This window comes from Curtobacterium sp. Curtsp57, from assembly GCF_047324335.1.
Classification (GTDB): domain Bacteria; phylum Actinomycetota; class Actinomycetes; order Actinomycetales; family Microbacteriaceae; genus Curtobacterium.
Genome location: NZ_CP168511.1, coordinates 3,142,484 through 3,156,900 on the forward strand (window position 1 = coordinate 3,142,484; position 14,417 = coordinate 3,156,900).

General features: G+C 67.2%; 10 protein-coding genes and 2 rRNA genes. 11 read left to right on the forward strand and 1 reads right to left on the reverse strand.

The annotated features are described in order from the left end of the window. Window positions 1–8: 8 nt before the first annotated feature. From ACEN9V_RS15185 to ACEN9V_RS15235, 11 genes are all read left to right on the forward strand, one after another. Window positions 9–3,137: ribosomal RNA gene (locus ACEN9V_RS15185) — 23S ribosomal RNA — on the forward strand. 134 nt (window positions 3,138–3,271) lie between these two features. Next, window positions 3,272–3,388 (forward strand): 5S ribosomal RNA (rrf, locus tag ACEN9V_RS15190). A gap of 64 nt (window positions 3,389–3,452) precedes the next feature. Beyond that, complete coding sequence (locus ACEN9V_RS15195; protein ID WP_413600991.1) at window positions 3,453–5,558, forward strand: primosomal protein; 2,106 nt, start codon at window positions 3,453–3,455, stop codon at window positions 5,556–5,558. 31 nt (window positions 5,559–5,589) lie between these two features. Continuing rightward, window positions 5,590–6,564, forward strand: a complete 975-nt coding sequence (locus ACEN9V_RS15200) for an HAD-IIA family hydrolase (protein WP_413603071.1) — start codon at window positions 5,590–5,592, stop codon at window positions 6,562–6,564. 10 nt (window positions 6,565–6,574) lie between these two features. Further along, the gene (locus tag ACEN9V_RS15205) at window positions 6,575–6,754 is read left to right on the forward strand and encodes a hypothetical protein (protein WP_413600992.1); all 180 of its coding nucleotides are present in this window, start codon (window positions 6,575–6,577) and stop codon (window positions 6,752–6,754) included. Further along, entirely contained in the window at window positions 6,747–7,583 is an 837-nt protein-coding gene (locus ACEN9V_RS15210; RefSeq protein ID WP_413600993.1) for a TlyA family RNA methyltransferase, read from the forward strand. Before ACEN9V_RS15205 ends, ACEN9V_RS15210 begins: the two co-directional genes overlap by 8 nt. Further along, window positions 7,580–8,506: an NAD kinase gene (locus tag ACEN9V_RS15215; RefSeq protein ID WP_281265739.1), complete on the forward strand. Its 927-nt coding sequence runs from the start codon at window positions 7,580–7,582 to the stop codon at window positions 8,504–8,506. The genes ACEN9V_RS15210 and ACEN9V_RS15215 overlap by 4 nt, the downstream gene beginning before the upstream one ends. Continuing rightward, window positions 8,503–10,194: a DNA repair protein RecN gene (gene recN / locus ACEN9V_RS15220; protein ID WP_413600994.1), complete on the forward strand. Its 1,692-nt coding sequence runs from the start codon at window positions 8,503–8,505 to the stop codon at window positions 10,192–10,194. The genes ACEN9V_RS15215 and recN overlap by 4 nt, the downstream gene beginning before the upstream one ends. Before the next feature lie 172 nt (window positions 10,195–10,366). Next, window positions 10,367–12,031 (forward strand): CTP synthase, encoded by a 1,665-nt coding sequence (locus ACEN9V_RS15225; protein ID WP_413600995.1) that lies wholly within the window; start codon window positions 10,367–10,369, stop codon window positions 12,029–12,031. A gap of 184 nt (window positions 12,032–12,215) precedes the next feature. Continuing rightward, on the forward strand, window positions 12,216–12,785 hold the full coding sequence (locus ACEN9V_RS15230; protein ID WP_413600996.1) for an NUDIX domain-containing protein: 570 nt from the start codon (window positions 12,216–12,218) through the stop codon (window positions 12,783–12,785). A 9-nt stretch (window positions 12,786–12,794) separates the two neighbouring features. Beyond that, entirely contained in the window at window positions 12,795–13,769 is a 975-nt protein-coding gene (locus ACEN9V_RS15235; protein ID WP_413600997.1) for a site-specific tyrosine recombinase XerD, read from the forward strand. Between the two features lie 173 nt (window positions 13,770–13,942). On the opposite strand, the gene ACEN9V_RS15240 is transcribed toward ACEN9V_RS15235, so the two are convergent. After that, a complete protein-coding gene (locus ACEN9V_RS15240; protein WP_413600998.1) occupies window positions 13,943–14,392 on the reverse strand; it encodes a DUF2510 domain-containing protein in 450 nt (149 codons plus the stop codon). Between the last annotated feature and the right edge of the window lie 25 nt (window positions 14,393–14,417).

The window sequence follows — 14,417 nt, forward strand, 5'->3', positions numbered from 1 at the left end:
ATCTTTGTGGTCAAGTTTCTAAGAGCAAACGGTGGATGCCTTGGCATCTGGAGCCGAAGAAGGACGTAGAAATCTGCGATAAGCCTCGGGGAGCTGATAATCGAGCTGTGAGCCGAGGATTTCCGAATGGGGAAACCCCGCCAGGCGACTTGTCGACCTGGTGACTCCCGCCTGAATATATAGGGCGGGTAGAGGGAACGTGGGGAAGTGAAACATCTCAGTACCCACAGGAAGAGAAAACAACATGTGATTCCGTGAGTAGTGGCGAGCGAAAGCGGATGAGGCTAAACCGATCATGTGTGATAGCCGGCGGGCGTTGCATGGTCGGGGTTGTGGGACACGTCGCTCAGTTCTGCCGGACTGGGGCGGTTACAGCGCATCATAGTCGAACCGGTTTGAAAGCCGGGCCGTAGTGGGTGCCAGCCCCGTAGACGAAATGGTGTTATGGCCGGATGTGTATCCCAAGTAGCACGGGGCCCGAGAAATCCCGTGTGAATCTGTCAGGACCACCTGATAAGCCTAAATACTCCCAGATGACCGATAGCGGACAAGTACCGTGAGGGAAAGGTGAAAAGTACCCCGGGAGGGGAGTGAAATAGTACCTGAAACCGTTTGCTTACAAACCGTCGGAGCCTCCTTGTAGGGGTGACGGCGTGCCTTTTGAAGAATGAGCCTGCGAGTTAGTGATATGTGGCGAGGTTAACCCGTGTGGGGCAGCCGTAGCGAAAGCGAGTCTGAATAGGGCGATTCAGTCGCATGTCCTAGACCCGAAGCGAAGTGATCTATCCATGGCCAGGTTGAAGCGACGGTAAGACGTCGTGGAGGACCGAACCCACTTCAGTTGAAAATGGAGGGGATGAGCTGTGGATAGGGGTGAAAGGCCAATCAAACTTCGTGATAGCTGGTTCTCTCCGAAATGCATTTAGGTGCAGCGTTGCGTGTTTCTCGCCGGAGGTAGAGCTACTGGATGGCCGATGGGCCTCAACAGGTTACTGACGTCAGCCAAACTCCGAATGCCGGTGAGTGAGAGCGCAGCAGTGAGACGGTGGGGGATAAGCTTCATCGTCGAGAGGGAAACAACCCAGACTACCAACTAAGGCCCCTAAGCGTGTGCTAAGTGGGAAAGGATGTGGAGTTGCATAGACAACCAGGAGGTTGGCTTAGAAGCAGCCACCCTTGAAAGAGTGCGTAATAGCTCACTGGTCAAGTGATTCCGCGCCGACAATGTAACGGGGCTCAAGCACACCGCCGAAGTTGTAGATTTCGCATGTTAGACAAGCCTTCGTGGTTCAGTCGTGCGGAGTGGTAGGAGAGCGTCGTGTGGCGAGTGAAGCGGCGGAGTAATCCAGCCGTGGACGCCACACGAGTGAGAATGCAGGCATGAGTAGCGAAAGACGGGTGAGAAACCCGTCCTCCGAAAGACTAAGGGTTCCAGGGCCAGGTTAATCCGCCCTGGGTAAGTCGGGACCTAAGGCGAGGCCGACAGGCGTAGTCGATGGACAACGGGTTGATATTCCCGTACCGGCGAACAACCGCCCAAGCTAATCCAGTGGTGCTAAGAGTCCTAACCCGTATTCAGTGGATCCCTTCGGGGTGAAGCGGTGCGGTCTAACGCTCGACCCCATGCTGGTGCGGTTAGCGTATGAACAGGTGTGACGCAGGAAGGTAGCTGAGCCAGGCGATGGTATCCGTAAGGTGAACCTGGTGTAAGGATGTAGGGCTGACGATAGGCAAATCCGTCGTCTGTATGCCTGAGATCCGACGCGTACCCGTTAGGGGAAATCAGTGATCCTATGCTGCCGAGAAAAGCATCGACGCGAGGTTGCAGCCGCCCGTACCCGAAACCGACTCAGGTGGTCAGGTAGAGAATACCAAGGAGATCGAGAGAATCGTGGTTAAGGAACTCGGCAAAATGCCCCCGTAACTTCGGGAGAAGGGGGGCCGGACACGTGACCGGATGTACTCCGTGAGCGTTGAAGGCCGCAGAGACCAGTGGGAAGCGACTGTTTACTAAAAACACAGGTCCGTGCGAAGTCGCAAGACGATGTATACGGACTGACGCCTGCCCGGTGCTGGAAGGTTAAGAGGAGGGGTTAGGTTTCGGCCAGAAGCTCTGAATTTAAGCCCCAGTAAACGGCGGTGGTAACTATAACCATCCTAAGGTAGCGAAATTCCTTGTCGGGTAAGTTCCGACCTGCACGAATGGCGTAACGACTTCCCAGCTGTCTCAACCGCGAACTCGGCGAAATTGCACTACGAGTAAAGATGCTCGTTACGCGCAGCAGGACGGAAAGACCCCGTGACCTTTACTACAGTTTGGTATTGGTGTTCGGAGTGGCTTGTGTAGGATAGGTGGGAGACTGTGAAGCGGGCACGCTAGTGTTCGTGGAGTCATTGTTGAAATACCACTCTGGTCACTTTGGATGTCTAACGTAGGACCCTGATCGGGTTCATGGACAGTGCCTGATGGGTAGTTTAACTGGGGCGGTTGCCTCCCAAAGAGTAACGGAGGCGCCCAAAGGTTCCCTCAACCTGGTTGGCAATCAGGTGGCGAGTGTAAGTGCACAAGGGAGCTTGACTGTGAGACTGACAGGTCGAGCAGGGACGAAAGTCGGGACTAGTGATCCGGCAGTGGCTTGTGGAAGCGCTGTCGCTCAACGGATAAAAGGTACCTCGGGGATAACAGGCTGATCTTGCCCAAGAGTCCATATCGACGGCATGGTTTGGCACCTCGATGTCGGCTCGTCGCATCCTGGGGCTGGAGTAGGTCCCAAGGGTTGGGCTGTTCGCCCATTAAAGCGGTACGCGAGCTGGGTTTAGAACGTCGTGAGACAGTTCGGTCCCTATCCGCTGCGCGCGTTGGAAATTTGAGAAGATCTATCCCTAGTACGAGAGGACCGGGATGGACGAACCTCTGGTGTGTCAGTTGTTCTGCCAAGGGCACCGCTGATTAGCTACGTTCGGACCGGATAACCGCTGAAAGCATCTAAGCGGGAAGCCGTCTTCGAGATGAGATTTCCATGCACCTTGAGTGTGAGAGGCTCCCAGCAGACTACTGGGTTGATAGGCCGGATGTGGAAGCGGGGACTAACGACCCGTGGAGCTGACCGGTACTAATAAGCCGAAGACTTGACAACACAATTATTTCCGTGGCCTTCGGGTCACGGGCTCGCGTCCACTTTGTGGTTCCCGACAGACGATCGGGAATCAATTGAATACTTCAGCAACGGCTTGAAGGAACATGTTGAGACCAGATCATGGTCGACAGTGTTCCGGTGGTCATAGCGAGAGGGAAACGCCCGGTCACATTCCGAACCCGGAAGCTAAGCCTCTCAGCGCCGATGGTACTGCAAGGGGGACCTTGTGGGAGAGTAGGACGCCGCCGGACTCAACGTAAGAAGATGTGGCCATCGGCCCTCCATCGAGAACTCGCAGGGGAGACCCTCGTTCTCGTGGAGGCCGGTGGCCATTTCTGTTTTTGCCGTGCACACGACGGCTCGACGCAGGGCCCGGTTCGTGATGGACTGGGGGCGCTCGACGCCACGGACGGCGCACCAACACAACGACACAGCGGACGACAGCCGGCGCGAGAGCTCCGGCACGCAACGAGGAGCACAACGGTGGCGAACGACGACGAACGGCGGAACGACCGCGACGACGAGCGTGGCGGACGCCCGCCCCGAGACGGCGACCGATTCCCGCGTCGCGACGGCACTCCTCGCCGTGACGGTGGTGGCAGCCGCGGCGGATGGTCGTCCGGGCCCCGTGAGTTCGAGCGCCGTGAAGGCGACCGGCGTGAGCGCCCGCAGCGCGATGGTGACCGCCCCTTCCGCGGTGATCGGGGACCGCGCGACAGCACGAGCGGCCGTGGCTTCCGCGAGGGTGGTCAGCGTTCCGATCGTCCGGCGTGGCGGGGTGACCGCGACTCCTCGGAGCGACCGCCGCGGACCGGTGGGCCCCGTGGGGATCGTCCGTTCAACTCCGACCGTCCGCGTCGTGACGGCGATCGTCCGTTCAACTCCGACCGTCCTCGTCGCGATGGGGATCGTCCGTTCAACTCCGACCGTCCCCGCCGTGACGGTGACCGTCCGTTCCGTGGCGGCAGCGATCGTCCGCGCCGTGACGGGGATCGTCCCTACAACTCGGATCGTCCTCGTCGTGACGGGGATCGTCCGTACAACTCGGATCGTCCTCGTCGTGACGGCGATCGTCCGTACAACTCCGACCGTCCGCGTCGTGATGGAGATCGTCCGTTCAACTCCGACCGTCCCCGCCGTGACGGTGACCGTCCGTTCCGTGGCGGCAGCGATCGTCCCCGCCGTGACGGGGATCGTCCCTACAACTCGGATCGTCCCCGCCGTGACGAGGATCGTCCCTACAACTCGGATCGTCCGCGTCGTGACGGCGATCGTCCGTTCAACTCCGACCGTCCCCGCCGTGACGGCGATCGGCCGTTCCGCGGCGGCAGCGATCGTCCGCGTCGCGACGGAGACCGTCCGTTCAACTCGGATCGTCCTCGTCGCGACGGGGATCGTCCCGAGCGCGGACAGTTCGGCGCCCGTGGGGGCGACGAGCGTCGGCGCTTCGGCGACGGCACCCGTGGTCCGGGCGCCCGTTTCGGCGAGGCAGCGCGCGACGACTTCGAGGACCGCGACCCGTACGGCACGAAGTCGATCCGTCCGCGTCACGAGGACCCGGAGATCCCCGAGGACGTGCAGGCGCGTGATCTCCACCCGCAGGCCCGCGCGGAGCTGAAGACCCTCAGCAAGGACAACGCCGACTGGGTTGCGCGGCACCTCGTTACGGCGGCGCTGCTCGTGGACGAGGATCCCGAGCTCGCGAACCAGCACGCGCTGAGTGCTGCGCGCCGTGCCGGTCGCGTTGCGGTGGTCCGTGAGACCGCTGCGATCACGGCCTACCGACTCGGTGACTTCGGCACGGCGTTGCGCGAGCTGCGGACGTACCGTCGGATCTCCGGGCGTAACGACCAGCTGCCGATGATGGTCGACTGCGAGCGCGGCCTCGGCCGTCCAGAGCGTGCGCTGGAGCTGGGCCGTTCGACGGACCGCGCGTCGCTCGAGCCGGGCGTCCAGGTCGAGCTCGCGATCGCCATGTCCGGCGCGCGGATCGACCTCGGGAATCCCACAGCTGCCCTCGGCGAGCTGGAGATTCCACAGCTCGACCCGTCGACGGCGTACAGCTGGTCGCCCGCGCTCTACAGTGCTTACGCGGCCACGCTCGAGGAGCTCGGCCGCCAGGACGAGGCCGACGAGTGGTGGGCCCGTGTCGACCGCGCGGCGGAGGCCCTCGCGGAAGCCGCCGATGAAGACTCTTGGGAGACAGTTGATGTGGTCGAGGAAGCGTTCGAAGTCGAAGAACTCGGAGACGAGCCCGAGCGACTCGACGAACCCGTCGACGACGAACCCGTCGACGACGAACCCGGAGAGCCCGACCAGCTCGAGCCGCTCGACGAGCCCGCAGCGGACGAGCCCGACGACGACCTCGGGGAGATCGACGACGACAACCCCCGCGACGTCGACGGCTCCGCAGCCGACTGACACCCCGCGTCCACCGACGGACGGCGTCGACCTGGTCCTCACCGACCTCGACGGCGTCGTCTACCGCGGGCGGAACGCGATCCCGCACGCGGTCGAGTCGCTGACGCGGGCGTCGCTCACGGCTCGGGTCGGGTACATCACGAACAACGCCTCCCGTCGGCCGTCCGACGTCGCCGAGCACCTCGAGCGCTACGGGCTCGAAGTCACGCCCGACGACGTCGTCACGAGCTCACAGGCCGGTGTCCGGCTCCTGTCGACGCTCGTCCCCGCGGGCTCCACGGTCCTCGTGATCGGCGGCATCGGACTGACGAGCATCGTCGAGCATGCCGGGTTCACCGTGACGTCGAGCGCCGAGGACTCCCCGGCGGCCGTCATCCAGGGCTTCTCGCCCGACCTCGGGTGGCAGCAGCTGGCAGAGGCCTCGTTCGCGCTCGCGGACCCGGAGATCCCATGGGTCGCGACGAACATGGACTGGTCGATCCCGGTCGAACGCGGCATCGCTCCCGGCAACGGCACGCTCGTGGCAGCGGTCCACCAGGCCGTGGGACGGATGCCGGTCGTCGCCGGCAAGCCGGAGCGTCCGATCTTCGACGCAGCCCTCGCGCGGTTCGGTGGCGAGCGTCCACTGTTCATCGGGGATCGACTCGACACCGACATCAAGGGTGCGAACGACGCGGGCATCCCGAGCGTGCTCGTGCTCACCGGCATCGACCAGGCGAAGCAGGTGCTCGCGGCTGATCAGCGCTCGCGTCCGACGTTCGTCCTGCAGGACCTCCGTGGGCTCTCGGAGCCCTACCCGGTGACCCACCGGCACGAAGCCGAGGACGGCACCCGGTTCGTGAGCGTCGGTGACGCCACCGTCCGGATGCGCCAGCACGTGGTCCGGGTGGAGCGGGCAGGAGCGGACCCCATGGACCTGCTGCGCGCTGGGGCGACCGCGATCTGGGACTCCGGGTTGGCGATCTACGGGCTCGACGTCGACCCCCAGCTCTACGGCGGCGAGTAGCGTGGACGTCGTGTCGAACGACTCCGGGGAACCACAGCACGACGAGCAGGAGCAGCCGTCCCTGACCGACGTCGCGCGCCGTGCACGTGCGGCTGAGCACCTCCCGCTGCCGCATCGCGCCGATGCCTTCTCCGGCCTGCACGACGAGCTGCGCACGCGGCTCGAGAGCGGTGGCACCGCGAGTGCCTGACCCCGACGTGTCGACCCAGACCGTGTCCGTTCCCGCGCGCCTGGACGCGACCGTGGCCGCTCGTGGGCTCGCCAAGTCCCGGACCGCCGCCGCCAAGCTCATCCAGGGCGGCCGTGTCAGCGTGGACGGCACTGCGGTCGTCAAGCCGTCGACCCCGGTGCTCCCGGACGCGGCGATCGTGGTGGACGCCGGGGACGAGTGGGTCTCCCGCGCTGCACTGAAGCTCGTCGGAGCGCTCGACACGTTCGGCGTCGACCCGAGCGGTCGTGTGGCGCTCGACGTGGGTGCGAGCACGGGTGGGTTCACGCAGGTGCTCCTCGCCCGCGGTGCCCGCCGGGTGGTGGCGCTCGACGTCGGGCACGGGCAGCTCGACCCCGTCGTCGCGATGGATGACCGCGTCGCCGTGGTCGAAGGGCTGAACGCGCGGAACCTCACCGCTGACGACTACCTGGCGCTCGACGCCTCAGCGTCGCAGACCAGCCTCGTGGTCGGGGACCTGTCGTTCATCAGCCTCCGGATCGTGCTCCCGGCACTCGTCGCATCGGTGCCCGCCGACGAGTTCGTCCTGCTGGTGAAGCCACAGTTCGAGGTCGGCCGTGGCGGTGTCCGTGAAGGCATCGTGCACGACGCCGACCTCCGGAACGACGCACTGATGAACGTCCTGTGGGCGGCGTGGGACCTCGGTCTCGGGACCTCGGGGCTCGCAGCGCCCCCGATCATCGGCACCCACGGCAACCACGAGTACCTCGCGCGTCTCCAGCGGGGCGCAGGGTCGAATCCGACAGAATGGATCGACCGGGCGACGGAACTGGCGGAAGGAACCCCATGAGCGACGAACGGCACATCCTGCTCGTGTCGCACACGGGTCGCCGCGACTCGATCGACGCCGCGGTCGAGGTCTGCGACCTCCTGCACGCGGCCGGTCTCGTCCCCGTGATGCCCTTCGACGAGTACGCCGACATCCGCCGTGCGGAAGCGTCCGTCGGCCAGGTCGACATCCTCGGCGTCGACGTGCAGGCCCAGGACCTCGAGATCGTCATCGTCCTCGGCGGCGACGGCACGATCCTCCGCGCGGCCGAGCTGGTGCGCGGGACCGGCACGCCCCTCGTCGGTGTGAACCTCGGCCACGTCGGGTTCCTCGCCGAGAGTGAGCGCGACGGCCTCTCCGAGACGGTCGAGCGTGCCCTGTCCGGTGAGTACCACGTCGAGGAACGGGTGGCCCTGCAGGTCGACGTCGTCGTCGGGCACGAGGTCGTCTACTCGTCGTGGGCCCTGAACGAGGCCACCATCGAGAAGGCCTCCCGCGAGCGCATGCTCGAGGTCGTCACCGAGGTGGACGGGCGTCCGCTGTCCTCGTTCGGGTGCGACGGCGTCGTCATCTCCACGCCGACCGGTTCGACGGCGTACTCCTTCTCCGGCGGCGGTCCGATCGTCTGGCCGGACGTCGACGCGCTCATCATGGTGCCGCTGAGCGCCCATGCGCTCTTCTCGAAGCCGATCGTCGTCGGACCCGACTGCGTGCTCGCCGTCGAGGTGCTCCGGCGGACGAGCGGCGTCGGCGTGCTCTGGTGCGACGGCCGACGTACCCACGACCTCCCCCCTGGAGCGCGCATCGAGGTCAGCCGGTCGCCGGAACCGGTCCGGGTCGCACGGCTCAAGGACGCCCCGTTCACGGACCGCCTGGTGGCGAAGTTCCAGTTGCCCGTCGCCGGGTGGCGCGGGCCGCAGCACGACGACGAGGACCGCCTGTGATCCAGGAGATCTCCATCAACGACCTCGGGGTCATCGGTGACGCGACCCTCGAGCTCGGCCCCGGGTTCACCGTCGTCACGGGTGAGACCGGTGCCGGCAAGACGATGATCGTCACGGCGCTCGGGCTGCTGCTTGGCGCGCGGGCGGACGCGGGTTCGGTCCGTCGGGGTGCGTCGAGCGCCGTCGTCGAGGGCCGCTGGGACATCCCGGACCACGCCACCGTCGCGGAGCGCGTCGAGGACGCCGGGGGAGCGGTCGAGGACGGCGAGCTCATCCTGACCCGCACGGTCTCGGCCGAGGGGCGCAGCCGCGCCACGGTCGGTGGACGCGGGGCACCGGTCGCGGTGCTCGGTGAACTCGCGGACCAACTCGTCACGGTGCACGGGCAGTCCGACCAGATCCGCCTGACCTCGTCGACCGCGCAGCGCGCCGCCCTGGACGGCTTCGGTGGCACAGCGGTCGAGAAGGCCCTCGGCAGGTACGTCGCCGTGTACGACACGTGGCAGCAGCACGCCGCCGACCTCGAGACGCTCACGCGCGACCAGGACGACCGGTTGGCCGAAGCCGCTCGTCTGCGCGAGGCCTCCGACGAGATCGAGGCGGCGGATCCGCAGCCCGGCGAGGACGCCGAGCTCCAGGAGCGTTCGGACCGCCTCGGGAACCTCGAGGAACTGCGCCTGTCCGCGGGCCTCGCACACGAAGCCATCTCGTCCGAGTCCCTCGACGGCACCGACGTCATCGGCCTGGTCGAGGCCGCTCGCCGTGCGGTCGAGCGGGTGGCCGGCGCGGACAGCACGCTGCAGCCGGTGCTCGAACAGCTCACGGAGCTGGGCATCCAGGCGAGCGAGGCATCCGCCAGCCTGTCGAGCTACCTCGGTTCGCTCGAACCCGACGCGGGGCACGACCTCGAGCTCATCAACGAGCGCCGAGCACTCCTCGCCGGGCTCACGCGCAAGTACGGCGAGACGATCGACGACGTCATCGCGTTCGGCCAGCGCGCGAGCGATCGGCTCCTCGAGCTCGACGGCGACGACGACCGGATCGTCGCCCTGCAGGAAGCGGTCGCGCAGGACGAGCAGGCGCTCGAACAGGCGGCGACGACCCTGACCCAGGCACGCACGAAGGCGGCAGCAGACCTCGCGAAGCGCGTGACGACGGAGCTGAAGACCCTCGCGATGGCCGGCGCGACGCTCGTGGTCGAGGTCACCGACGCCGGCGAGTACCGGCGGCACGGGCGCGATCAGGTCGCGATCCTGCTGCAGCCGCACTCGGGGACGGACCCGCGGCCGATCGGCAAGGGGGCGTCGGGCGGCGAGCTCTCCCGCGTCATGCTCGCGATCGAGGTCGTCATGGCCGGGTCGACGACGGTCCCCACGTTCGTGTTCGACGAGGTCGACGCCGGGGTCGGTGGCGCCGCGGCGATCGAGATCGGTCGGCGCCTGGCGAAGCTCGCCGAGCGCACGCAGGTCATCGTCGTCACGCACCTGGCCCAGGTCGCGGCCTTCGCGACGAACCACCTCAACGTCGTGAAGGACGCCAGCGGCGCGGTGACGTCGTCGAGCGTGCGCCGGCTCGAGGGCGACGAACGGCTGCAGGAGATGGCCCGTCTGCTCTCCGGGCTCGGCGACAGCGCGAGCGGCATGGAGCACGCGCGCGAGCTGCTCGACGTCGCCGCCCAGTCCGACTGACGGACGCACGCCGCAGTGGCGGGCGCGAGCCGGGCCGTGGACCCGGCCACGCGTCCGGGCGACACGCGCCAGGCGAACGCGGGTCGCGCCTCCCGGCAGTTCTGACGTACGATGGAACCCCGTGGCGGACACTTTCAGCAGCGGTACCCAGGCAAGCTCCCCGACCCCGAAGGTGACGAAGCAGATCTTCGTGACCGGCGGGGTCGTCTCGTCTCTCGGCAAGGGCCTGACGGCGGCCAGCCTCGGCAACCTGCTCACGGCACGTGGCCTCAAGGTCGTCATGCAGAAGCTCGACCCGTACCTCAACGTGGACCCGGGCACGATGAACCCGTTCCAGCACGGCGAGGTCTTCGTGACCGACGACGGCGCCGAGACGGACCTCGACATCGGGCACTACGAGCGCTTCCTCGACATCAACCTGTCGCAGTCGGCCAACGTCACGACCGGGCAGGTCTACTCGACGGTCATCGCCAAGGAGCGTCGCGGCGAGTACCTCGGCGACACCGTGCAGGTGATCCCGCACATCACCGACGAGATCAAGCGACGGATGCGCGAGCAGGCGTCGAACGACCCGCAGCCCGACGTCATCATCACCGAGGTCGGCGGAACGGTCGGCGACATCGAGTCCCAGCCCTTCATCGAGTCGGCGCGTCAGGTGCGGCACGAGCTCGGCCGCAACAACGTGTTCTTCGTGCACGTCTCGCTCGTGCCGTTCATGAACGCATCGGGTGAGCAGAAGACCAAGCCGACGCAGCACTCCGTCGCCGCGCTCCGCTCGATCGGCATCCAGCCGGACGCACTCGTGCTCCGCAGCGACCGGCCCGTCTCGGACTCGAACAAGCGCAAGATCGCGCTGATGTGCGACGTCGACGAGGACGCCGTGGTGAACGCGGTCGACGTCCCGTCGATCTACGACCTCCCGACGCTCCTCAACGCGCAGGGGCTCGACCGGGTCATCGTCGACGCACTGCACCTCGAGGCGAACGAGGTCGACTGGACCTCGTGGAACCCGGTGCTCCGCGCCGTGCACGAGCCGAAGAAGGACGTCACCATCGCCCTGGTCGGCAAGTACATCGACCTGCCGGACGCGTACCTGTCCGTCACCGAGGCGCTCCGTGCCGGTGGCTTCGCGCACAACGCGAAGGTCACGTTGAAGTGGGTCGTCTCGGACGACTGCACCACGCCAGAGGGTGCGGCGAAGCAGCTCGGCGACGTCGACGGCATCTGCGTCCCCGGCGGGTTCGGCGTGCGCGGCATCGAGGGCAAGCTCGGTGCGCTGAAGTTCGCGCGCGAGAACCACATCCCCACGCTCGGCCTGTGCCTCGGCCTGCAGTGCATGGTCATCGAGTACGCCCGCCACGAGGCCGGACTGCACGACGCGTCGAGCTCCGAGTTCGACCCGGAGACCCCGACCCCGGTCATCGCCACGATGGCGGAGCAGGTGGACATCATCGCCGGCGGCGACATGGGCGGCACGATGCGGCTGGGCCTCTACCCGGCGACGTTCACGTCCGGGTCGCTCGCGGAGTCGCTGTACGGCGCGCCGGAAGCGTCCGAGCGGCACCGTCACCGCTACGAGGTGAACAACAAGTACCGTCAGCAGATCGCGGACGCCGGGCTGGTGTTCTCGGGCACCTCGCCCGACGGCAGCCTGGTCGAGTACGTCGAGCTCGACCGTGCGCAGCACCCGTTCTACATCGGCACGCAGGCGCACCCGGAGCTGCGGTCGCGTCCGAACGACGCGCACCCGCTGTTCGCGGGGCTCGTCGAGGCGGCGATCGCGCGCAACGAGTCGACCCGGCTCTTCGACCCGGAGAGCGAGCAGGTCGCGTCGTAACGCACCCACGATCGGACGGGCGCGTCCCGCTCAGCAGTGACGCGCCAGCGGCACGCGGGGCGCGCCGACCGAGCCTGCGAGGGAGGAGTGCCAGCTGGCACCGTGCCTCCCGTCTGTGGCCGGGCGTCGAGCACGGAAGCCGGTTTCGTCCGGCGGTCATGGCGGACGCTGGTTGGATGGACGGGTGACCGACGCACCCATCTCCGACGAGCCAGCATCCTTCGACGTGACCGACTCGACCCTCGTGTACGACGGCGCCGTCTGGGACGTCCGGCGTGACACCGTGGCGTACGGCGACGGCAGCATGGTGCGTGAGTACATCGACCACACCGGGGCCGTCGCGGTCTACGCCGAGGACGACGAGGGCCGCGTGCTCGTCATCCAGCAGTACCGTCACCCCGTGCACCTGCGCGACTGGGAGCTGCCGGCCGGGCTGCTCGACATCTCCGGTGAGGACGAGCTCGTCGCCGCGCAGCGGGAGCTCGCCGAGGAAGCCGACGTCGAGGCCGACGACTGGGAGCCCCTGGTGCGGTACAACACCTCTGCTGGCGGCAGCAACGAGTTCATCCAGATCTACCGGGCACGCGGTGTCCGAGCGACGGCGTCGGCGTTCGACCGCTCCGACGAGGAAGCGGACATCGTGAAGCGCTGGGTGCCGCGGTCGGAGATCGTCGCGGGGATCCTGGAGGGGCGACTGCGGAACTCGGCGCTCATCGTGGCGGCGCTCGCCGTGGACGCGGCGTCGCGCCGGTAGCCTTCGGGGATGGTCTCGCTCGCTGCCGCCACCGAGACGTACCTGCGGCACGTCGCGATCGAGCGGGGTCTGTCGCAGCACACGCTGTCGGCGTACCGGCGGGACCTCGAGACGTTCGCCACGTGGGTCGGCACCCAGCCGGTGGTCGACTCCGAGGGAGCCGATCGGGCCGGGGGCGCGTCGGTCGTCGACGACGTCGCTCGACTGACGCGAGCGGATCTCGCGGGGTTCGTTTCGCATCTGGCCACGCGAGCAGCATCGCCGCTGGCGCCACGGTCCGTCGCCCGCATGCTCAGTTCTGTGCGGTCCTTCGCGACGTTCGCCGCTGGGGAGGGATGGCTGCCACTCGACCCCGGCGCGTCCGTCCGCCCACCGAAGGCCCCGATGCGGCTCCCGAAGGCGATCTCGGTCGACGACATGGACCGGCTGCTGCAGGCCGTCGACGGTGACGATCCCGTACAGCTGCGCGACCGGGCGCTCCTGGAACTCCTGTACGCCACCGGGGCGCGCATCTCCGAGGCCGTCGGGCTCTCGGTCGACGACGTGACGGACGACCCGGACGGGACCGGGGTCTCGGTCGTGAAGGTCACCGGCAAGGGGAACAAGCAGCGGATCGTGCCGCTCGGCAGCTACGCACGGGCCGCGATCGATGCGTACCTGGTCCGTGCACGACCGGTCTTCGCCGCGCGGGGGCCATCGACGCCGGCGCTCTTCCTCGGGGCCCGCGGGGCACGGCTGTCACGGCAGAGCGCGTGGCTCGTAATCCAGGCTGCGGCCGACCGGGCGGACCTGTCCGCCCACGTGTCGCCGCACACGTTCCGGCACTCGTTCGCGACGCACCTGCTCGAGGGTGGGGCGGACGTCCGGGTGGTGCAGGAGCTCCTCGGACACGCGAGTGTCGCGACGACGCAGATCTACACGATGGTCACGGCGGACATGCTCCGCGACGTGTACCAGACGGCGCACCCGCGGGCCCGGCGCTGACGGGGTGCGGCGGCGCGTCCCGTCGGCCGATCGCACGCGCCGCCCGTCCCGTCGGCCGATCGAGTGCGCAGAAAAGGGGTTCTGCGGGGAAGTCGTCCCCCGTCTTCTGCGCACTCGATCGCCAGGGCGACGGGCGCGAGCGAGCCGGGAGCGCAGGAGCGGAACGGTGCGGATCAGGCCAACGGGAAGTGGACGTCGGCGGCGATGATGCCCGTCGCGACGGCGAGGACCAGCGCTGACGCGGCCAGGCTCCGAGCGAGGACCCGCCACCGGCCCGTCGCAGCGGGGCGGACGATCCCGATCACGCCCGCGACCACAGCGAGCACGCTGAAGACGCCGTAGGGGTTCAGCAGCAGGGACGCGACGGCGAGCAGCACCGCGGAGATCGCGAACGCGCAGAGCTTCCGGGACGTGCTCGCGCCGTACGCCCACGCACGGTGTTCGACGGTGCCGGTCCGTACCGAGAAGGCCGGGCCCGTCGGCGCCACCACGATCGGCAGCACCGGCTCGACGTGGCGGGTCGGAACCGCGCGCGTCGCCTCACCCCAGGCGTGGCCGTCCCACCAACGGAGACGACCGGCATCCCGGGGGTCCGGGAACCAGCCAGCGGCCGGCAGCGTCACGAGGTGCTCCTGAGAACGGGGGATG

Bases quoted from the DNA above. Each gene is read 5' to 3' on its own strand.
- ACEN9V_RS15215 (WP_281265739.1), top strand. From the start codon at position 7,580: ATGAGCGACGAACGGCACATCCTGCTCGTGTCGCACACGGGTCGCCGC.
- ACEN9V_RS15235 (WP_413600997.1), top strand. From the start codon at position 12,795: ATGGTCTCGCTCGCTGCCGCCACCGAGACGTACCTGCGGCACGTCGCG.